The sequence below is a fragment of the Epilithonimonas sp. KH_059 genome (assembly GCF_057838485.1).
Map to the genome: position 1 here is coordinate 1,808,746 of NZ_CM174468.1, position 19,074 is coordinate 1,827,819.

The window sequence follows — 19,074 nt, forward strand, 5'->3', positions numbered from 1 at the left end:
TAAGCTTGTAAAAAATTGGGTAGCTTTGCACAATTTCAATTTTTGCACATGAAAATTCACAAACAAAATAAATTTTTGTTTTACGTTAGGGGATTTATAACCGATCGTTTGCCCACTAGGAAGGCTAGTGCTAAAATTTCAGGGCTTAAATTTGGCTTTTCTGAGAGCCAGCTTGCTGCCATTGAACAAAGGGTTGCGTATTACAATCGTATCGATAAACCAAAGACGATTGAAGGGAAAACCCAGGTGAGAGATTTGTTGAAACCAAGAACCCCGAAGTCGTATTTTTTTGATACGTATCGCTATGCGCGGTATTTTGGACTGGATCGGTTTATCGATTATGTGTTTGGAGATGTCATTGAAGTGCCAAGTACTCCCTCTGTGGTCAAGAGCCGACCCATCCAAGGGGACAATCAAAATAGTGTTCTTTTAAAGCTAAATCGAGCAAGGCATTTTATTCATGTGGAAAATGACAAGCCTTTTCTTGAGAAAAAGGATCTTCTCATCGGACGATGCGCAATCTTCCAAGAGCATCGCTACGCGTTTTTTAAGAAGTATTTTGCTCATCCTTTAACGGATTTAAGACAAGTGAATGGAACTGGAGGAAATCCGAATTGGGTAGGACCTAAAATTTCGATTAAAGACCATCTGGATTTTAAATTCATTCTTAGTCTAGAAGGGAATGACGTGGCAACCAATCTAAAATGGATCATGTCGTCAAATTCGATTGCGGTGATGCCTAGACCCAAATACGAAACCTGGTTTATGGAAGGTAAATTAATTGGAGGCGTGCATTATATTGAGATAAAGGACGATTATTCCGATTTAATAGAGAAGCTCACCTATTACATCGAAAACCCAGCGGACTGCCTGAAGATCTTAGAGAAAGCCCAATTGCATAGTGCTCAATTCCTGAATTCGAAAAGTGAAGATTTGTGTAATCTACTGGTATTGCAGCGTTATTTTGAACTGTGCTTGCCCAAGGATAAAACGGGAAGTTCAATCGCCTCATAAGGAAGTAACTCAAGAATGTAATGAATCCAGTTGGTAAAACTGTATTTTTGCTTTAGAGTTGGATCTAGAGTACGGTAAGGTCTTTTTAAAAACTCTTCCAGACCCTCAAAATGGGAATGCTCTTCCCAAACAAAGAAATTATCGGGATGATAAAATTCGTATTTTTTGACCTCAGCGTTGTTCGTAATTAGTTTTTTCTCATGGCCAATGGCTTCAAAAGTTCGGAAAGAAAGCCCATCATGTCTCCCGTTCACAAAGTCTATTAGAACTCCAGCCTTCTTTACATTTTCTAGGTTTTGATCGAAGCTTATAAAGGAATCTATAAACAGAGCTCCACAGTGTTTGTATTGCTGCACAATGGAACTGTTTTTTGTCAGAAGGTGGATTTTGGGAACAAAGTCCGCGGATAGGATTCGCTCGATGATTTTCTCGATCGGATCCATTCTGTTTTTGAAATAACTTCCTACAAAGTAAACCACCTTAGGATCTGCTTCTCCTTGGAAAGGGGAGTGATAATCAAAATAGAAATTGGTGGCGGGAAGTATATTCTTCGTTTTTTTTAGGTCTGCAGGGTCAAAAACAAAAAACCGATCGAATAGGGGAATGTATAGCTTTACTTGGGGGAACAAATCAATGCCATCCCATTGGTAAGCGCACGTGGTTACGCAATGCGCTAAAGTCCATTTTAGAAACCCGATTGGAAAGCAGTCAGGTCGAATAAAAAGTGCAAAATCGGCTTTTTGCGGTAGATTGCTAATTTCTGCTTCAAACTTCGCTTTGAAAGGTTTAAACCTTAATCTGTTTTTGTAATCCCGGTCTTGAAATAAGGTCTTACGAATAAAGTTACTAAGTTTTTGAATCTTGCTTTTGTAAGTAAACTCCTGAGGAAAGGAAATGTCGATGACCTTAAACCCTAAATGGTCTAAGTTCTTTTTGATTTCGTTACTTACATTGTAAGCGGTAGGGGCGCCGAAAATGATTACTTTTTGTTTTTCCATTCGTTTCGAAGAGCTTCGTAAGTTTGGTAGACATATTTACTTTGTAACTGTGCGATTCTAAGGCCTATTTTTCCGTCTAGGAATCCTAACTTCAGTACATAGATTTTGAAAAACCGAAAAGCAGTTTTTATTCCCTGAATAAAAGGATTGTATCGCTTTTGCTTTTGAAAAAGTTCTTTGCCTTTCAACTGCCCGTAATGCGCCATTTTAGCTCTGTAGGTCTTTAGATCTCGTACAGAGTAATGAAGTAGTTTGTTATGCAATACTCCGATCTCTCCTTCTACATGAAGGGTCTCATGAACTAATTTTTCTGAAATGTAATGGCATTTGGATTTTCGAAACAATCGAAAATTCTTATCCTTTTGAGTGCCCGAATACCGAATGGGTTTGTTTTCAAAGAAAAACAATCGATAGAAATAATAGGCGTCTTTTTTATTTGGGCTTTGAAGTGTGTCTAGAATTTCAGCGCGTAAATTGGGCGCAATACGCTCGTCTGCATCGAGGAATAAGACCCAATCGTGTTTTGCCTCTGACAGGGCAAAATTACGTTGAGAAGAAAAGTCTTGAAAGCAATGGCTAATCACCCTCGTTTTGGGGTGCTCCTTAGCGAATTGCACGGTTTTGTCAGAGCTGAAAGAATCAATGACCAAAATTTCATCGCATATATCAAAAGAGTTTAAAACTTCTTTGATATTTGCTTCTTCGTTAAAAGTGATAATGAGGCCACTGATTTTTTCGCTCATTTTTAAATACTATGCTTTGAATTCGCGCACCGTCTTTTTAAGGATTTCCATGCATTCATCCAATTGTTTCTCTGTAATCACCAAAGGAGGTGCCAAACGGATGATGTTCCCGTGAGTAGGCTTTGCGAGGAGTCCATTCTCTTTAAGGGCTACACATAAATCCCATGCGGTGGAAGAATCGGGCGTATCGTTGATTAGGATGGCATTTAAGAGTCCTTTGCCTCGTACTGCGGTAAGCAAATCAGACTCCTCCACTAGTTTTTGAATTTCTGCTCTAAAATAGTTTCCTAAACTTTGCGCTTTCTCGGAAAGTTTTTCGTCTATAACCACTTCAAGTGCTGCCACCGCCACGGCGCAGGCAATTGGATTTCCTCCAAAGGTGCTTCCGTGCTGTCCTGGGTTGATTACTTCCATAATGGAATTATCAGCAAGTACAGCGGAAACGGGGTACATTCCGCCAGAAAGTGCTTTTCCTAAAACAAGGATGTCCGGTTGAACGTCCTCATGGTGGCAAGCAATTAATTTTCCAGTTCTAGCAATTCCCGTTTGGACTTCGTCTGCAATAAAAAGTACACGGTGTTTTTTGCAAAGTTCTGAAACCGCTTTTAAGTATCCGTCTTTAGGTACATAAACTCCGGCTTCTCCTTGGATAGGTTCCACTAGAAAAGCGGCAATGGAATCACCCTGCTCGGAAAGTACTTTTTCCAAAGCCTCGATATCGTCGTAGGGTATTTTGAGAAATCCGGGTGTGAATGGACCGTAATTTGTGAATGCATCGGGATCGTTTGAAAACGAAACAATGGTTGTGGTCCGTCCATGGAAATTGTTTTCACAAACCACGATTTTCGCTTGGTTTGGACTAATTCCTTTTTTCTCGTAAGCCCATTTCCTAGCTATTTTTACGGCCGTTTCCACGGCTTCTGCTCCGGAATTCATTGGGAGCACTTTGTCGTATCCTAAGAGTGAGGTAATTGTTTTTTCATAATGACCCAATTGATCGTTATAGAAAGCGCGAGAAGTAAGGGCAAGAGTTTGCGCCTGGTCTACTAGGGCCTTTACGATTTTAGGATGAGAGTGCCCTTGATTTACGGCAGAGTAAGCAGAGAGAAAATCGTAATATTTTTTACCTTCTACATCCCAGACATACGGACCTTCTCCCTTTTCAAGAACCACCGGTAGGGGATGGTAATTGTGAGCACCGTATTGGTTTTCAAGATCGATGTAATACTGTGAATTCTTTTTTGGAGAAGTGTTTTCGGACATGGGTTTCTATTTTTACAGATTAATTATTTTATTGAGTAGTAAACAAAAGGCCGGCTTCCTATAAGGGATTGCCGGCCTATGTTCTAAAGTATGGATTGAAATTGCTTTGGGTTCACAAGGAACTCTTATTGCATTTCGTATTCTTTGCTCATCACAAAAGATTCCATGAATTTAGTGGTGTATTCGCCAGCTAAAAATGCAGGATCGTCCATAAGTTGACGATGGAAAGGGATGGTGGTTTTAATTCCTTCAATGTAAAACTCATCCAATGCGCGCTTCATTTTAGCAATCGCTTCCTCTCGGGTTTGTGCGGTTGTAATAAGTTTTGCAATCATGGAATCGTAATTCGAAGGGATAGAGTAACCTGAATACACGTGTGTATCCATTCTTACCCCATGTCCACCTGGAATGTTTAGGCCCTTGATTTTTCCTGGACTTGGTCTGAATTCGTTATAGGGATCTTCTGCGTTTATACGGCATTCGATGGAATGCAATTTAGGGAAGTGATTTTTTCCTTGGATGGGTGTGCCCGCCGCAAGTAAAATCTGTTCCTTAATTAAATCGTAATCAATTACTTGTTCTGTAATGGGATGTTCCACTTGGATACGCGTATTCATTTCCATGAAATAGAAATTTCTATGCTTATCCACCAGGAATTCAATCGTTCCCACTCCTTCATACGCAATGAATTCTGCAGCTTTAACGGCCGCATCCCCCATTTTGTTTCGCAATTCATCGGTCATAAAAGGAGAAGGTGTTTCTTCTACCAATTTTTGATTTCTTCTCTGAATAGAGCAGTCTCTTTCCGAAAGGTGACAGGCTTTTCCGTATTGATCGCCCGCAATTTGAATCTCAATATGTCTTGGCTCTTCAATGAGTTTCTCCATGTACATTCCTCCGTTGCCAAAGGCGGCAACCGCTTCTTGAATCGCAGATTCCCAATGTTCTTTTAGGTCTTCCTCTTTCCATACTGCGCGCATTCCTTTTCCTCCGCCGCCGGCAGTCGCTTTAATCATGACAGGGTAACCGGTCTCTTTTGCAATTCGAACGGCATCCTCGTAGGAGTCAATAAGTCCGTCAGATCCAGGAACACAAGGAACCCCTGCTGCTTTCATGGTTGCTTTCGCATTTGCTTTGTCTCCCATTCTTTCGATTTGCTCTGGAGTCGCACCAATAAACTTGATGTTGTTTTTAGCGCAAATACGTGAGAAGTTAGCGTTTTCAGAAAGGAACCCATACCCAGGATGGATTGCATCGGCATTGGTGATTTCCGCTGCCGCAATAATATTGGGGATCTTCAAGTAGGAATCCTTGCTCATTGCAGGTCCGATGCAAACCGCTTCGTCCGCAAATCGTACATGCAAACTATCTTTGTCCGCCGTGGAATAAACGGCGACCGTTTTGATTCCCATTTCTTTGCAAGTCCGAAGGATGCGCATGGCAATTTCTCCTCGGTTTGCGATAAGTATTTTTTTGAACATCTTTTTTGAATAATTTAAGTTAGTAATTTCCGATCTTTTTTAATTTCGATCGATAAAGTCTAAATGATTCCTTAAGATGGATCCACTAAAAATAAAGGTTGGTCGTATTCCACAGGAGTGGCATCGTCTACTAAAATTTTGACAATTTTTCCGGAAACTTCGGATTCAATTTGATTGAAAAGTTTCATGGCTTCAATGACGCAAACGACTTTGCCTTCTGTAACCGCGTCTCCTACATTCACGAATACTTCTTTATCTGGAGAAGGTTTTCTGTAGAAGGTACCAATCATTGGCGATTTAATGGTGACATATTTACTGTCTTCAGTGTTTGCAGCAGGCTCACTCGCGGGTGCACTGTTTGCAATTGGGGCTGGCGCTGCGGGTGCAGGGGCCGGCTGTTGATACATTTGCGGTTGCACTGCGTATCCTACATTTTCATTTCCACCAAGAGGAGTCTTGATAGTAATTTCGAAGTCTTTCGTTTTGTACTTCACTTCGGATACTTCCGATTTTGACACAAACTTGATCAGATTTTGTATGTCTTTAATGTCCATAACTTGTTATTTGAATATTGTCCAAAAATACAAAAAAACAACAAAAAACCACTCATTTTTAATAAAAATGAGTGGTTTTTGTATAAAATTGAAGAACTATCGCTTTGGCGACTAGTTTTCTTCTGTAGTTTCGGTTTCTTTTTCCATTACCACTTTACCTCTGTAGTAAAGTTTCCCTTCATGCCAGTGTGCTCTGTGGTATAAGTGCATTTCACCAGTGGTTGCGTCTTTCGCCAATTGAGGAACGACTGCTTTATAATGGGTTCTTCTTTTGTCTCTTCTTGTGCTGGATTGTCTTCTTTTTGGATGTGCCATTTCTAATTATTTTTTAATTGATGAGTGATGAGAGAGGACTATCGTATCTCATCTCATCTATTTAAAATATTTATTTTTAATTTTTGTCTTTCAATTTTTTGAGCGCTGCCCATCTAGGGTCTACTTCTTGCGGCTCACTTTCTTCTATTTCCTTCTGCTCTGATTCTTTCGCTTCTTCTTCACCAAACAATGCATAACGCTCGACAAGTTCCCAATCTTCCTGCGCAATCGAAGGAGAGATTTTCTTCATTGGAATCGAAAGCACGACCATCTCGTATAAGATTTGCGCCATATTAAGGGCGTGGTCGCTCGATGGAATCGTAATGACTTCCTCGTTGCTATCGTCGTAGGTCTCACCGAAATTCACTAGCAATTTCAACTCAGGGTTGATTTCGTAGTCGAATATTTCGCCTGTTATGTCGCACTCTAAGGCGACTGGCCCGTGGACTTCGATCCAAAATTCAAGAAAAGTGGTGTGCTTTTCCATTAGGATTTCTGCTACTAATCTTGGATTAGTAAACTCTTGTTCCGCTTCATGTAGTTCAAAGAACGATTGATCTATCTCAAATTGGAACTTATGTTTTCCGTTTTTCAGTCCGGAAAAGACTACTTCGTAGTTTCTAAATTTGTCCATAAAATGAGGTTGCAAAAATATGCATTTTTTTTGATTTAGCAAATATATTTAGTGGCAAATACTCTTTTTGAGACTGAGGGCTTCAAATTTATTAATTTGCCTGTGCTGTATCCCTGCTTTTTACTGCCTTTGCAAGGATTAATGACTAGGAACATCTTCGTCAATTCCATGGTCTTTATTTGTACTTCTAGGTTTTAATCGGTTTGACATGAGGTCGTTATATTCATTTCTGTTCTTGAAGAGTTTTACCGCAGTAAAAACGGCTTCAGTGAAGCTACGTTCATCCGCAATGCCCTGCCCTGCAATGTCGTAAGCAACTCCATGGTCCGGTGAAGTACGAATGAAAGGAAGTCCGGCCGTGTAATTAACTCCTGTTTCGTAGGCAATGGTTTTGAAAGGAGCGAGACCCTGATCGTGATACATTGCTAAGACGGCATCGTAGTGTCTGTATTTCTCAGGCTGGAAGAAACTGTCTGCAGGAAAGGGACCAAAGGTTAAGATTCCATTCTCGAACATTTCGTTAATCGCAGGTTGAATGATTTCTATTTCTTCGGATCCAATGGTGCCACCGTCACCCGCATGTGGGTTTAGTCCGAGTACCGCAATCTTGGGTTTTTGTATTTGGTAGTCCTCTATTAAGCATTGGTTCAAAATACGAATCTGCTTTTTTAGGAGCTCTTTGGAAAGTTTTTGAGCCACCTCCGAAAGGGGTATGTGATGAGTGGATACGGCTACCTTAAGGTCTTCCGTCACGAGAAACATTAGGCCTTTTTTGTCCATTTGTGCTTCTAGGTACGGGGTGTGACCTGCATAGGCGAAGCCGTGCTTAATCATTTCGTCCTTATTTATAGGAGCGGTGACAAGAACATCAATATCTCCTTCTTTTAAGGCGCGAGTGGCTGCCTCCAAGGAGTCAATGGCCATTTTTGTAGATTCATCGGTGGGGGTGCCTAACTGGACGTTGACATTGTCCTTCCATAGGTTCACCATATTTAATTTGCCTTCCTGGGCTTGGGAGGCTTCCGTGATGTAATTGAAATTGACTTGTAGCTTGAAAATGTTTTTCTGATACGTGAAAAGCTTTCCTGAGGCGAAAATGACCGGAGTGAAAAATTCGGTGATGTTTTTATCATTTAAAGTTTTCATGATAATTTCGGGGCCGATCCCATTAAAATCGCCTACCGATATACCGACTCGCACTTTTGGATATTTAGAACTCATAGTTTATTATTATCTTTGAAAAGAATTTGAAAGATACAAAATTAACAAAAAGTACGATATGTTCACGGGAATAATTGAAGGTCTTGGTCGAGTGGAGAAAATACAAAGCAATGGGCGCAACGTGGATTTCACTCTGAGCTCCCCTTTTACAAGGGAGTTAAAGATAGACCAAAGCGTGGCTCATGACGGTTGTTGCCTGACGGTGGTAGCCATTGAGGAGGATCGCTATGTCGTGAACGCGATTGAGGAAACGCTTACAAAAACCAAGTTAGCAGAGTGGGAATTAGGGTCGCAAGTGAATTTAGAACGTTGCACTGTATTAGGTGGACGTCTTGATGGACATATAGTGCAAGGTCATGTGGATCAAACCGGAACCGTTTTAGGCATAGAAGATGTGGAGGGTAGTTATTTAGTGCGGATTGGTTACGACGAATCCTTTGGGTTTCTAACCGTGGCGCAAGGCTCTATCACGGTGAATGGAATTAGTCTGACGGTCGCTCGAAGTATGGATTCTGAGTTTTCTATAGCGCTAATTCCTTATACATGGGAGTTTACAAACATGCATACATTAAAGGTGGGACAAAAGGTTAATCTTGAATTTGATATCATTGGAAAATACGTGACTAAATTAATTTCAAGACAGAATGCCATTAAGTAAATACAAAGGATATAGTTTACGAAATCGAGTTTTTTGGGGCTTTATGATCGTTTGTTTGATGAGTAGCATCGCCTCATCCATCCTTTCCTTTGTTCTGTTGAAAAACAATGCGATTGAGCAGAATCTGACAGAGCAACAAGCAAAATCGGATGCCCTGATGGCTTCGCTGGACTACGCTGTAAGTCATCAACAGTTTTTTTCCGAAGATTTACCTCGAGTACTGGGCAATAAGATCTATGAGATCTCAGATATTAATAAAGCGGATATAATCATTTACGATCTTAAGGGACAATACTTGGTTTCCAATAAAGACAGTGAGCGTGTCAAAAATGAGCGTTTGCCTCTGTCTATTTTGAATGCCGTACTTGCAGCGGACCGACGTGTGGATTTCACTACTTTTGACAACCGAATCAAGGCGAATGTCGTGTCGTCTTATATGATACTTAAGAACAATACATTAGAGCCTATCGGGATTGTTTATTTCCCATATTATCATAGCGATTCTGCCTATTTAAATGTAATGTACAAGTACGCGAAGTACATTTTACTCGTTAATATTTTTATTATTCTTTTCTCGCTGTGGCTCAGTTGGGGAATTTCTAAGAATTTAACCAAGGCGTTAACCAAATTTTCAGGACTGATCAACAAGCTTACGCTTTTTGAAAAAGATCTGAAGCCGATTCGATATTATAAAAATGACGAATTAAGTTCTCTTGTGAAATCGTACAACAAGATGATTCTTAAAATTCAAGAGCAAAAGGAACGACTTTCTTTCACGGAGAAGGAAAGAGCTTGGAGAGAAATGGCAAAGCAAGTGGCTCATGAAGTGAAAAATCCTCTTACTCCCATGAAGCTTACCATTCAGAATTTTCGCCGCAAATTTGATCCTAATGATCCGGACATCGTGGAGAAAGTAGCGCGAATGAGCGATTCGGTGGTCGAACAAATTGATTTGGTCGCTACGGTCGCTTCAGCTTTCTCACAATTTGCGCAATTGCCGGATAAGCACGACGAGGTATTTAGTCTCAACAAGGAGATTCATAGCATTATACGCATCTTTAATGACGATAATGTTTTCGTCCATGCCAATCGCGAGGATATTCAAGTGAAAATGGATCGAATCTATTTAAATAGAATTGTAACGAATTTAATCACTAATGCGAGACAAGCTGCAGACGATGAAAGGCGCTCCATAATTAATGTAGATCTGGAGCAAATTCAAAAGCGTATCACCATTTCCGTTGAGGACAATGGAGTGGGGATTCCAAAGGAAATGTTTGACCGAATATTCGAACCGAACTTCACTTCTAAAAATTCAGGGATGGGTCTTGGTTTAACCATGGTCAGAAAAATGGTGGAGGAGTACAAGGGTGAGATTCATGTGAAGTCAGAGCTTGGAAAGTTTAGCCGTTTTATTGTGACTTTACCTACGAATCTTTAATGAAGCCTTTCCGTTTTCAAAAATTTGAGATTAAACAGTCGCGTGAGGTTTTTCGTGTGGGGACAGACGGGGTGTTGCTTGGAGCTTTAGTGAGTGTCGCCCAGAGTGAAAATGCCTTGGAAGTAGGCGTAGGCACAGGTCTTATTTCACTAATGCTTGCGCAGCGTAATTCAGAATTGAAAATAGTGGCTATCGATATTGATCCGAAGGCAGCACTTCTCGCGAAGGAGAATTTTCAGGCCTCGAGTTTCTCCGCGCGATTAAGCGTCCAGCACAAGGATTTCAAAGAATTATCTCAGGAGACTCTGTACGATTTGATTGTCTCAAATCCGCCTTATTTTTCACCTAATGACTCTATCAAGGACAGAGTTGCACGGCAAACTGTAAATCTTAATTTTCCGGAATTAATTGAAGGGGTCAGAAGGCATCTGTCTCCCAACGGAATCTTTAGTGTGGTGATTCCAAGTCAATTTACTACCGAGTTCACTGAGTCTGCTACTCAGGCTGGTCTGCACTTAGTGCGAATGGTTTCGGTTCAAGGAGTATCTAGCGGTCCTATCGTAAGAGTCGTTCTCGAATTTAAATTTGAAAAACAAAATCTCATCAAGGAAAATCTAACCGTAGAAGAAAAGCCACGCGTATTTTCAAAGCAGTACCTTGAACTTACAAAAGAGTTTCATCTATTTAATCGAGATTAAAAAAAGCTATCTATTTCGAAAAAATAGCCTTAACAACGAAAAACTTTGAACCTTAGGCTTCAAATAATTCTGTAGTGTCCATCACGCTTACTTCTCCATCTTCGCATTTGATTGCTTCTCCCGGAAAATTTTGAATCATGTGGTAGTCGTGAGTGGCCATAACCACAGCAGAATTGTTTTCCATTGCGACGCGCTTAAGAAGCGTCATGATTTCATTGGACGTCTCAGGATCTAAGTTTCCTGTGGGTTCGTCCGCAAGAATTAACTGAGGATGGTTAAGAAGGGCTCTGGCAATAGCAACCCGCTGCTGTTCACCACCCGAGAGTTCGTGGGGCATTTTATGCTTTTTGCTTTTCATTCCCACGCTGCTTAAGACCTCGTCAATTCGGTCTTGAATAGCACTGCTTTCTTTCCAGCCGGTAGCTTCAAGAACAAACTTTAAATTTTTTTCTACCGTTCGATCTGGAAGCAATTGGAAATCTTGGAATACGATCCCTAATTTTCTTCTTAAATCCGGTATTTGGGAAGTCTTCAGTTCTTCCAAGTTGTAGCCCGCCACGTTGCCCTGGCCCTGTTGCAAAGGAATATGTCCATACAGAGTCTTTAAAAGGGAGCTTTTTCCAGATCCTGTTTTTCCAATTAGGTAGCAGAATCTTCCTTTTTTAATGTTCAGGTTGACGTCGCTTAAAACGGTAAAACTCTTTTGTGCAATTCTTGCGCGGCTTAGACTAATAATATTGTCTCCGGATAGGTTACTGTGTGGCATTTTATTATTGGGGCTGAGGTTGGTAAACTTAGCTCGTCAAAAATAGAGAAAACTTCTAAATTTACTATAGTTTTTAGGAAAAATTAACAACAAAAAATGCCTGAAAAATTTCTTTTTCAAGCATAAGTATGTGAATCGTAAAAGAATTATCTTTTCGCACGAACCGAGCTAACGCTCAAGCTCTTTCTACCTTTAGCTCTTCTTGCAGCTAAAACTCTTCTACCGTTTGGAGTAGACATTCTTTCTCTGAAACCGTGCTTGTTTCTTTTCTTTCTTTCTGATGGTTGGAATGTTCTTTTGCTCATTTCTAATATCTTTAGTGTAAAACTATCTCTTGATTTTCAGAATGCAAAAATACAAATTATTTTATACCCTACAAACTTTATTTGAAAAAAGAAAAGAATTCTAGCTAGCCACTAAGGAGAGAGCGCTCGGGAGCACGAATTGAATTATAGACTCATTTTCTTGCCCTGTCTCACTTAAATTTAGAATTAAGAAAATGTTACCTTTGCAAAAAACCTAGTCTATGTTTACACCCTCCGAGCTTCTCGATATTCATACTTTACTAACTCCCGAAAGGAAAATCGTGATTTTAACGCACTACAATCCAGATGGTGATGCCATCGGTTCTTCCTTAGGGCTTAAGCATTATTTACGAGCTCGTGGAATTGAATCTGAGGTGGTTGTACCGAATGATTTCCCTAAGTTTTTGAAATGGATGCCGGAGGCGAAAAAGATAACCATTGCGGATTACAAACGCAAAAAAGCATGGGATCTTGTGGCAGAGGCAGAGGTTTTGTTTATTCTTGACTTCAATGCTTCTCACCGATTAGGCAATCTTGTGGGTCCTTGGCTTGACAGAGCAAAGGGTGTTAAAATTTTAATTGATCATCATCAGCAACCGGATGAATTTGATTTTGTGTATTCGGATACGAAGGTGCCGGCCACCTCGCAAATGATTTATCATTTTATTGAGGCCTTGGAGCAGGAAAGCTTGATTCAAGTAGAGGCTGCGCAGTGTCTCTATTGTGGGATTATGACAGATACAGGAGGATTTCGTTTCCGCTCAACGAGCGCAACCACCCACCGAATCGTTGCCAATTTAATCGACCATGGTGCAGATCCATCCTTAATTTCCAGTCAAACCTGGGACACGAATTCGGTGTCTCGTTTAAAACTTCTATCGCTTGTGTTGGGAAGAATGGAGATGGTAAAAGACGGACAAGTTGCCATTTTATACTTGACCCGAGAGGAATTGAAATCCTATGGGTTTGAGAAAGGGGATACCGAAGGATTTGTAAACTATGGGTTAAGTATTTTAGGATCTAGAATGGCGGTATTTTTCATGGAAGATCTGTACGAAGACTTCATTAAAATTTCATTTCGATCGAAAGACGATGTGGATGTGAACAAATTTGCACGTGCTCATTTTAATGGGGGAGGTCACATCAATGCTGCAGGCGGAAGATATGATGAAACCATTCAAAAGACCATTGAGAAATTCAAGAATCTAATCGTGTCCGAATCATGGGGCGATAGCGGTATTGGTTAAGAGTTCATGATTTATGACCTGTGCGCAAACCTCAGGAATTTCTAAGTGACCGTTATGTCCGCAATCTAAAACATAGGCTTTGATATTAGCCTTTTGAGGAAGGTCCTTGTAGAGCTTATCGGATTCAATCGCCTGATCGTGTCTACCAAGAATAAACATGATTTTGCAATCTAATTCTTCGATTACAGCTTTCCTATTAGGACGCTCAATCATTCCTTTTACGCTAGCGAGAACTCCCTCCACAGGAGTGGCGAGCGCCACCTCTTTTGCGAGTTGGATAGGACCTGATAATGCCTTCAATTCATACGGGCTAAATAGGGGTGGTATCCCTGCATTTGCGTAGGATTTGTAGTTTTCTGAAATGACTCTTAGACTTCTTGTACGTTGGTCTTTTTTGTCTGCACTGTCTTCAAAATAACTGGAAAAGAACAGAGTTAAGCTTTTCAAGGATTGAGGGTAGAGTTCCGCAAAGGCAAGGGCAGCGTATCCACCCATGGAATGCCCTAGGAGGTGCACCCGTTTCCTTTGCAAATGAATCAGGACTTCCATCACGTCCTTGGCCATCTTTTCCATCAAGTTTACTTCGTGAAGTGGCTGAGATTCGCCATGACCCGGCAAATCGATACTTACCACCGTGAATTCCTTGCTTAAAAAAGGGGACATAAGTTGCCAAATCGCAGTGCTTTCCATGAACCCATGGAGCAAGACTAGTGTTTGAGGGCCCTCCCCCTGTTGAGTGAAATGTAGCATACGAAGTTTAGTTTTAAAAGTGAATATCAATATACTCTACAAAACCCTGGCCACCGACTTTGTCTTGTAGACGATAATAATTTTGTTTGCCTTCCCTAGCAAAAGTCATTTTCTTATTTCTTCGGTAGGATGAATTGGGAAGGGTTTGGCTAATTTCCCCTTCGAAATTTATATATTTAGCGGAAACCTTTTGAAGCTCCCCATTAATCTTGAGGCTTTGTTTGCCCTGAGTAATGTTCCCCGAGACTTTGTATAAGTCCCTCCCTACATTTTCAAGCTTGATAGGGCCTTTGAAGTTCGCCTCATCGCTTTGAAAGGAAAGGGTAGCCTCCGAGTTAAGCTTTGGAAATTGGTTCTGTTTATTGCGCGCCTCTATTTGTTCATTGTGTTTTTGGCGCTCGATATTTAGGGAGTCAATGCGTTGGTTTTCTACCTCTAGTGGGGATAACGTGTTTTTCTTCTCGCAGGCCACTAGAAGTAGGGCAAAAGCGAAAAAGACAGGGACTCTATTTTTCATCTTTTTTTTCAAAGATAGAAAAAAAGAGCACTAAATGATAGTACTCTTCTTTAGGAAGTGAAAGACCGTTTATTTATTTTGCTTGAAATAGCGGACTCCGCATTCCAAGAATTTTTTAAAATCTTCTTTTGGCATATACCCGGAGATAGGATGATTAATTACTTCGCCCTCTGGGGTAACCATCACATAATGAGGCTGTGAATTGTTATTAAAGTTAATCTGTTGAAATAAACTCCAACGATCCCCAATGGTTTTTATTTTCTTCATTTTTCCACCTCCCATATCAATTCGAGTTTGCTGCTCTAAAGGAAGTTCTTCTTTGTCATCAATGTAGAGGGAAGCTAACACAACCTCGTTTTGTAGAATAGGAAGAATATCGGGCTCAGTCCATACGAATTCTTCCATTTTACGGCAGTTTTCACAACCGTACCCGGTGAAGTCGATAAGAATAGGTTTGTTTTGCTCTTTCGCTAACTGAATTGCTTCAAAGTAATCATGCGCAGGGTGCATGCCCAGAATTCCGTCCCCTTCTTTATGTAAGTAACTCACATTTAACGGGGGAAGGATGCCGGAAAGCATTTGCAGTTTTGGTCGTTCCGCTGGAATTAGGCCTTGAACCAGATAAATCAAAAATCCGATTCCAAGAACTCCAAAGAGTTTTCGTCCGAGGGATATTTTTGGGTTCTTGTCATCGTGTGGGAATCGAATCTTACCAAATAGATAAAGCACAAGGGCAAGGGTAATTAAAATCCACAAAACGATAAACAATTCTCTTTTCAAAAGGAAGGTTTTTGAAACCAAATCGGCTTTCGAAAGGAACTTTAGAGCAAGTCCTACTTCGATAAATCCTAAAACCACTTTTACGGTGTTCATCCATCCTCCAGATTTTGGAAGGCTTTGAAGTGCTTGTGGGAAAAGAGCCAGAAGTCCAAAGACGATAGCCCAAGCCAAACCAAAGCCACCTAAGGCGAATGTGAGTAGCATGGGAACATCGGAAGATCCTGTGACGGCACTTCCTAATAAGGAGCCTAAAATAGGACCCGTACAAGAGAAGGAAACAATCACAAGCGTTAGGGCCATAAAGAAGATTCCTATAAATCCGCCTGTTTCTTCTGCTTGGGAGGATTTATTAGCAATGGAACTTGGAAGCATAATTTCAAAATACCCAAAAAAGCTAAAGGCAAAAACCATGAAAATTACGAAGAAAGTCAAGTTAAGCCAGACTGAGGTGGATATTTGATTGAAAATATTGCCTGCAATGCCGTCCACTAAGTGGAAAGGTACACTTAAAAGGATGAATATCAAAAAGATGAAAAAACCGTAAACACCCGCATCTCTTCTGCCTTTCGCTTTGCTTTTCGCTCCTTTTGTGAAGAAAGAAACGGTCAGAGGAATCATTGGAAATACGCACGGGGTAAGAAGTGCAATCATTCCCCCAATGAAACCAAGGAGCAAATAGGTCCAATAGTTCTCGGAATAACTTTTTATTGCATTTCCGCAATCCGTTAACGGATTTTTATAATCTAAAGTGCTTACTTTTAAATTTGTGGGATCCACTAAGGAAGCGGTGCTACTTGAAGGAACCGCAGCAGTAACCACCTCTTGACTTTGTACTAAACTATCGCTTTGGGCCTCAGTTGGGAGCGTAGTTTCAGGCTCTTGTGCTGAGGTCGCAACCGAAGTGGAGGGCTGTAGTTTCTTTTCAAACTCGACGGTATTCGGCGCTAAACAAACTCGATCGTCACAAGTTTGGTAGGTGAATTCCGCGACAATCGTGGCCGACTTGCTCGGGTTTTTAAGTTTGAATTTCTGTTTGAACAGCGCTTTGTTGGAATAGTATACGATTTGAGTTCCAAAGGCTTCGGAATATTCATCAAATTTTTTACCGACTTCCTTTACCCCTCCCACGAGTTCAATACCTTGTGGTGAAGAAACGATAAGTTCCGTGGGAATGCCGGAGTCCGGCGGAAGGTCTTTTGAATAAATGTGCCAGTTCGGTTCTAACGTGGCGTCTAGCGTAGCCTCGTAGAGGTTGTCGCCAAGAGATTCAATGTTAAATTTTAAATGGACAGGATCTTTAATTTGTCCCGAAACAGTTGTTAAAAGAAAGGTTAGTACAAGCGTTAACCAAGTTTTTAATTGCATTGTGGTAGTGTTGTGGATTTAATGTTCACTTTCTATCAAAAATGAATAAACGTTATTATGATGGTTTTCCGCCCTGAAGCGGCGATCTTGTCTGAAGGGTAAGACGCCTAAAATTCGATTTTGCGCATCGCATAAAATCCAAATTTTAGATTTTGCTAAAATAGAGAATTTTTCGTCCTTAAAAAACTTTGAGATTTTCTTTTTGCCTATCATGCCTATAGGATAGAAAAAATCACCTGTTTTTTTATGTCGAATTTTAAGTGGAAGCTCAATTTGATCGGCCTTAAAATGCCATTTTAAAGCTCCAAAAGATTCAAATTCGCTTTTTAGATGAGAAGGAAGGGAAAGGTTTCCCTTTGAGTCGGTAATTTGAAATTCCTGTTCCTCTCTCTCAAGATTAGCAGGGTTTTTCGTTAAAAGCAATTCTTTTCGGTTCAAGATTGCATGCTGTGAGCCCAGAGAAAACGAACTTCCTGACTTGCTAGTGAAGAGTTTTTGCATCTCCTCTTTGCTAGAAAAACCAATCGATTTCAAAACTTCGTATTGCAAGGCTTCCGGCATCTCACCTAACGCTTGCAAGTCAAGGGATTGAAGTGCTCCTGAGCTGCTATAGGATCCATGATGGGTTAAAAATAGTTCCCCTTCTTCTCTAAGGTAGTCTTGTGCGAGGGCTATGATTTCAAGACTCTTATGAAAATTCGCTAGAAAACTTTCATTCGTTTCCTTTAGTGGAGGAATAATGTGGTGACGAATCCGATTTCGTAAATAATGGTCGGATTGATTGCTTTGGTCTTCGCGGTAGGCCACTTTATTTTGCTCAGCGAACTCATAAATCTGATCTTTTGAGAAAGACAGTAGAGGTCTTAAAATTCCATTCTGGTTTTTAGGCATTCCACTCAGTCCCTTTAATCCACTCCCCCTAGAGAGGTTAATTAAAAAAGTTTCTAGCTGGTCTTCAATGTGATGTGCAGTTAGAAGCAGCGGAAGGTTTCTTTCGTTTTGCACTTTTTTGAAAAAGTCATAACGCAGCGTTCGCGCCCACAATTGAATAGAGCCTTCTGGCTTTTGGTCCTTAGGCCCCACCGAGTAAAGGTGAAAGGGAATTTGGTGAGTTTCGCAAAACTCTTCAACAACGATTTGGTCCCGTTCAGACTGCTCCTCTCTTAAATGATAGTTCACGTGAGCGATCTCAAAATCAAGTCCTGCCTTAAGGCAAAGGCTGCTTAAAACCATCGAGTCCACCCCACCACTCACTGCTAGTAAATAGCGTTCAGCCTTCAAATTAGGAACTAATGTGAGCAGGGACTTCTCAAAAAGAGAAACTGTTAAAGGATTTGTTAAATAACTCATAAAGTCCGTTAAACAGGACAAAGATAGGATTTCTTTCGTTTATGAATTTGTAGATTTGCTCTTATTAAGTTAATTAAAACGAAAAACAGTATGAAAGTATTTAAATGGTTAAGCCTTGGTATGGTGGCTCTTATCTTGGGCAGCTGTATTAGTAGAAAGCAGTACGATGAACTCAATACAAACTACGAGCAAACCGCTGAGCAGCTAACTCAAAGCCAGCTCCAGAATAAGGAGCTCGAAGCTAAAAATCTGCAACTGGGTAGTGAAAATAATTTACTAAAAGGTCAGCAAGACGCACTTAAATCTTCTCTCGATGCCTGTCTTTCCAATGCAGGGAAAGGTTCACAAAATATTGACAATTTAATTGGTCAAATTAATTCCTCGAACCAGTACATAAAACAACTTATTTCAAGCAATGCGAAGAACGATAGTTTAAACCTTGCTCTCTCGAATAAGTTAAAACGTTCTCTGGATAACATTGCGGATCAAGATGTACAGGTTAAAGTTCTGAAAGGAGTGGTTATGATTTCCCTTTCAGACAAAATGCTTTACAATACCGGAGACTACCAAGTGCTTCCAGAAGCTCGTGAAGTTTTAGGAAAAGTGGCTGCGGTCGTAAACGATTACGACACGTACTCCGTATTAATTGAAGGGAATACAGACAACGTTCCTTTGAACTCAATGAACCTTCCTAGAGACAATTGGGATTTATCGGCCCTTCGTGGGACTTCCATTGCGAAAATTCTCCAAAATGAGTTTGGTGTAGATCCAAGTCGTATGACGGCAGGTGGACGTAGTGAGTACAATCCTAAAACAACCAACGCCTCGGTTTCAGGACGTTCTGAAAACCGACGTACAGAGATTATCATTATGCCGAAACTCGATGAGTTTATGAAGTTAATGAATATTGCACCGAAGAACTAAAGGTTCTTTGCTTGCCTTATAAAGCCTACTCCTTTTTTAAGAGGGTAGGC

Annotated in this window: 20 protein-coding genes; 6 read left to right on the forward strand and 14 right to left on the reverse strand. The window is 40.6% G+C overall.

The features are described from left to right. Nucleotides 1-48: 48 nt before the first annotated feature. Entirely contained in the window at nucleotides 49-1,014 is a 966-nt protein-coding gene (locus AC3IRX_RS08525) for a glycosyl transferase family 90 (protein WP_489209685.1), read from the forward strand. On the opposite strand, the gene AC3IRX_RS08530 is transcribed toward AC3IRX_RS08525, so the two are convergent. The 8 genes from AC3IRX_RS08530 to pdxA all read right to left on the reverse strand — a co-directional run bounded on the left by AC3IRX_RS08530 (nucleotide 960) and on the right by pdxA (nucleotide 8,223). Further along, nucleotides 960-2,012: a WaaS/CpsH family glycosyltransferase gene (locus AC3IRX_RS08530; RefSeq protein WP_489209687.1), complete on the reverse strand. Its 1,053-nt coding sequence runs from the start codon at nucleotides 2,010-2,012 to the stop codon at nucleotides 960-962. The genes AC3IRX_RS08525 and AC3IRX_RS08530 overlap by 55 nt on opposite strands. Continuing rightward, nucleotides 1,994-2,755: a glycosyltransferase family 2 protein gene (locus AC3IRX_RS08535; protein ID WP_489209690.1), complete on the reverse strand. Its 762-nt coding sequence runs from the start codon at nucleotides 2,753-2,755 to the stop codon at nucleotides 1,994-1,996. Before AC3IRX_RS08535 ends, AC3IRX_RS08530 begins: the two co-directional genes overlap by 19 nt. A 9-nt stretch (nucleotides 2,756-2,764) precedes the next feature. Then, a complete protein-coding gene (gene rocD, locus AC3IRX_RS08540; RefSeq protein WP_489209692.1) occupies nucleotides 2,765-4,018 on the reverse strand; it encodes an ornithine--oxo-acid transaminase in 1,254 nt (417 codons plus the stop codon). A gap of 125 nt (nucleotides 4,019-4,143) precedes the next feature. Continuing rightward, nucleotides 4,144-5,499, reverse strand: a complete 1,356-nt coding sequence (gene accC, locus AC3IRX_RS08545; protein WP_459084770.1) for an acetyl-CoA carboxylase biotin carboxylase subunit — start codon at nucleotides 5,497-5,499, stop codon at nucleotides 4,144-4,146. Between the two features lie 71 nt (nucleotides 5,500-5,570). Further along, complete coding sequence (gene accB / locus AC3IRX_RS08550; protein ID WP_489209694.1) at nucleotides 5,571-6,053, reverse strand: acetyl-CoA carboxylase biotin carboxyl carrier protein; 483 nt, start codon at nucleotides 6,051-6,053, stop codon at nucleotides 5,571-5,573. A gap of 111 nt (nucleotides 6,054-6,164) precedes the next feature. After that, on the reverse strand, nucleotides 6,165-6,368 hold the full coding sequence (rpmF, locus tag AC3IRX_RS08555; RefSeq protein WP_459084768.1) for a 50S ribosomal protein L32: 204 nt from the start codon (nucleotides 6,366-6,368) through the stop codon (nucleotides 6,165-6,167). A 76-nt stretch (nucleotides 6,369-6,444) separates the two neighbouring features. Next, nucleotides 6,445-7,002 carry a YceD family protein gene (locus AC3IRX_RS08560; RefSeq protein ID WP_489209696.1) on the reverse strand — a complete coding sequence of 186 codons (558 nt, stop codon included), beginning with the start codon at nucleotides 7,000-7,002 and terminating at the stop codon, nucleotides 6,445-6,447. Between the two features lie 138 nt (nucleotides 7,003-7,140). Continuing rightward, a complete protein-coding gene (gene pdxA, locus AC3IRX_RS08565) occupies nucleotides 7,141-8,223 on the reverse strand; it encodes a 4-hydroxythreonine-4-phosphate dehydrogenase PdxA (RefSeq protein ID WP_489209698.1) in 1,083 nt (360 codons plus the stop codon). Nucleotides 8,224-8,281: 58 nt separating this feature from the next. Between pdxA and AC3IRX_RS08570 the strand changes: the two genes are divergently transcribed. Genes AC3IRX_RS08570 through AC3IRX_RS08580 form a run of 3 tightly spaced genes read left to right on the forward strand, consistent with a single transcriptional unit; the run spans nucleotide 8,282 to nucleotide 11,020 of the window. Then, a complete protein-coding gene (locus tag AC3IRX_RS08570; protein ID WP_489209700.1) occupies nucleotides 8,282-8,881 on the forward strand; it encodes a riboflavin synthase in 600 nt (199 codons plus the stop codon). Beyond that, nucleotides 8,868-10,322 (forward strand): sensor histidine kinase, encoded by a 1,455-nt coding sequence (locus AC3IRX_RS08575; protein WP_489209702.1) that lies wholly within the window; start codon nucleotides 8,868-8,870, stop codon nucleotides 10,320-10,322. The genes AC3IRX_RS08570 and AC3IRX_RS08575 overlap by 14 nt, the downstream gene beginning before the upstream one ends. Next, nucleotides 10,322-11,020, forward strand: a complete 699-nt coding sequence (locus tag AC3IRX_RS08580; RefSeq protein ID WP_489209704.1) for a tRNA1(Val) (adenine(37)-N6)-methyltransferase — start codon at nucleotides 10,322-10,324, stop codon at nucleotides 11,018-11,020. The genes AC3IRX_RS08575 and AC3IRX_RS08580 overlap by 1 nt, the downstream gene beginning before the upstream one ends. A 52-nt stretch (nucleotides 11,021-11,072) precedes the next feature. Here the strand turns inward: AC3IRX_RS08580 and AC3IRX_RS08585 are convergent, their stop codons facing one another. After that, nucleotides 11,073-11,786 (reverse strand): cell division ATP-binding protein FtsE, encoded by a 714-nt coding sequence (locus AC3IRX_RS08585; RefSeq protein WP_489209706.1) that lies wholly within the window; start codon nucleotides 11,784-11,786, stop codon nucleotides 11,073-11,075. Nucleotides 11,787-11,932: 146 nt separating this feature from the next. Continuing rightward, nucleotides 11,933-12,091 (reverse strand): 50S ribosomal protein L34, encoded by a 159-nt coding sequence (gene rpmH / locus AC3IRX_RS08590; protein WP_459084761.1) that lies wholly within the window; start codon nucleotides 12,089-12,091, stop codon nucleotides 11,933-11,935. A 221-nt stretch (nucleotides 12,092-12,312) separates the two neighbouring features. Here rpmH and AC3IRX_RS08595 point away from each other — a divergent pair, with 221 nt between their 5' ends. Next, on the forward strand, nucleotides 12,313-13,338 hold the full coding sequence (locus AC3IRX_RS08595; RefSeq protein ID WP_489209709.1) for a DHH family phosphoesterase: 1,026 nt from the start codon (nucleotides 12,313-12,315) through the stop codon (nucleotides 13,336-13,338). Here the strand turns inward: AC3IRX_RS08595 and AC3IRX_RS08600 are convergent. From AC3IRX_RS08600 to tilS, 4 genes are all read right to left on the reverse strand, one after another. After that, nucleotides 13,312-14,088 carry an alpha/beta fold hydrolase gene (locus AC3IRX_RS08600; RefSeq protein ID WP_489209711.1) on the reverse strand — a complete coding sequence of 259 codons (777 nt, stop codon included), beginning with the start codon at nucleotides 14,086-14,088 and terminating at the stop codon, nucleotides 13,312-13,314. The two genes, AC3IRX_RS08595 and AC3IRX_RS08600, sit on opposite strands and share 27 nt — an antisense overlap. Nucleotides 14,089-14,101: 13 nt before the next feature. Beyond that, nucleotides 14,102-14,605, reverse strand: a complete 504-nt coding sequence (locus tag AC3IRX_RS08605) for a hypothetical protein (RefSeq protein ID WP_489209713.1) — start codon at nucleotides 14,603-14,605, stop codon at nucleotides 14,102-14,104. Nucleotides 14,606-14,674: 69 nt separating this feature from the next. Then, complete coding sequence (locus tag AC3IRX_RS08610; protein WP_489209715.1) at nucleotides 14,675-16,750, reverse strand: protein-disulfide reductase DsbD family protein; 2,076 nt, start codon at nucleotides 16,748-16,750, stop codon at nucleotides 14,675-14,677. A gap of 18 nt (nucleotides 16,751-16,768) precedes the next feature. Further along, the gene (gene tilS / locus AC3IRX_RS08615; RefSeq protein ID WP_489209717.1) at nucleotides 16,769-18,100 is read right to left on the reverse strand and encodes a tRNA lysidine(34) synthetase TilS; all 1,332 of its coding nucleotides are present in this window, start codon (nucleotides 18,098-18,100) and stop codon (nucleotides 16,769-16,771) included. Between the two features lie 90 nt (nucleotides 18,101-18,190). Here tilS and AC3IRX_RS08620 point away from each other — a divergent pair, with 90 nt between their 5' ends. Continuing rightward, nucleotides 18,191-19,024, forward strand: a complete 834-nt coding sequence (locus AC3IRX_RS08620) for an OmpA family protein (protein WP_489209718.1) — start codon at nucleotides 18,191-18,193, stop codon at nucleotides 19,022-19,024. The last annotated feature ends 50 nt before the right edge of the window (nucleotides 19,025-19,074 follow it).

Bases quoted from the DNA above. Each gene is read 5' to 3' on its own strand.
- AC3IRX_RS08560 (WP_489209696.1), bottom strand. From the start codon at position 7,002: ATGGACAAATTTAGAAACTACGAAGTAGTCTTTTCCGGACTGAAAAAC.
- AC3IRX_RS08620 (WP_489209718.1), top strand. From the start codon at position 18,191: ATGAAAGTATTTAAATGGTTAAGCCTTGGTATGGTGGCTCTTATCTTG.
- AC3IRX_RS08595 (WP_489209709.1), top strand. From the start codon at position 12,313: ATGTTTACACCCTCCGAGCTTCTCGATATTCATACTTTACTAACTCCC.
- tilS (WP_489209717.1), bottom strand. From the start codon at position 18,100: ATGAGTTATTTAACAAATCCTTTAACAGTTTCTCTTTTTGAGAAGTCC.
- rocD (WP_489209692.1), bottom strand. From the start codon at position 4,018: ATGTCCGAAAACACTTCTCCAAAAAAGAATTCACAGTATTACATCGAT.
- rpmH (WP_459084761.1), bottom strand. From the start codon at position 12,091: ATGAGCAAAAGAACATTCCAACCATCAGAAAGAAAGAAAAGAAACAAG.
- accB (WP_489209694.1), bottom strand. From the start codon at position 6,053: ATGGACATTAAAGACATACAAAATCTGATCAAGTTTGTGTCAAAATCG.
- AC3IRX_RS08530 (WP_489209687.1), bottom strand. From the start codon at position 2,012: ATGGAAAAACAAAAAGTAATCATTTTCGGCGCCCCTACCGCTTACAAT.
- rpmF (WP_459084768.1), bottom strand. From the start codon at position 6,368: ATGGCACATCCAAAAAGAAGACAATCCAGCACAAGAAGAGACAAAAGA.
- pdxA (WP_489209698.1), bottom strand. From the start codon at position 8,223: ATGAGTTCTAAATATCCAAAAGTGCGAGTCGGTATATCGGTAGGCGAT.
- AC3IRX_RS08575 (WP_489209702.1), top strand. From the start codon at position 8,868: ATGCCATTAAGTAAATACAAAGGATATAGTTTACGAAATCGAGTTTTT.
- AC3IRX_RS08610 (WP_489209715.1), bottom strand. From the start codon at position 16,750: ATGCAATTAAAAACTTGGTTAACGCTTGTACTAACCTTTCTTTTAACA.
- AC3IRX_RS08535 (WP_489209690.1), bottom strand. From the start codon at position 2,755: ATGAGCGAAAAAATCAGTGGCCTCATTATCACTTTTAACGAAGAAGCA.
- AC3IRX_RS08580 (WP_489209704.1), top strand. From the start codon at position 10,322: ATGAAGCCTTTCCGTTTTCAAAAATTTGAGATTAAACAGTCGCGTGAG.
- AC3IRX_RS08600 (WP_489209711.1), bottom strand. From the start codon at position 14,088: ATGCTACATTTCACTCAACAGGGGGAGGGCCCTCAAACACTAGTCTTG.
- AC3IRX_RS08570 (WP_489209700.1), top strand. From the start codon at position 8,282: ATGTTCACGGGAATAATTGAAGGTCTTGGTCGAGTGGAGAAAATACAA.
- accC (WP_459084770.1), bottom strand. From the start codon at position 5,499: ATGTTCAAAAAAATACTTATCGCAAACCGAGGAGAAATTGCCATGCGC.
- AC3IRX_RS08525 (WP_489209685.1), top strand. From the start codon at position 49: ATGAAAATTCACAAACAAAATAAATTTTTGTTTTACGTTAGGGGATTT.
- AC3IRX_RS08585 (WP_489209706.1), bottom strand. From the start codon at position 11,786: ATGCCACACAGTAACCTATCCGGAGACAATATTATTAGTCTAAGCCGC.
- AC3IRX_RS08605 (WP_489209713.1), bottom strand. From the start codon at position 14,605: ATGAAAAATAGAGTCCCTGTCTTTTTCGCTTTTGCCCTACTTCTAGTG.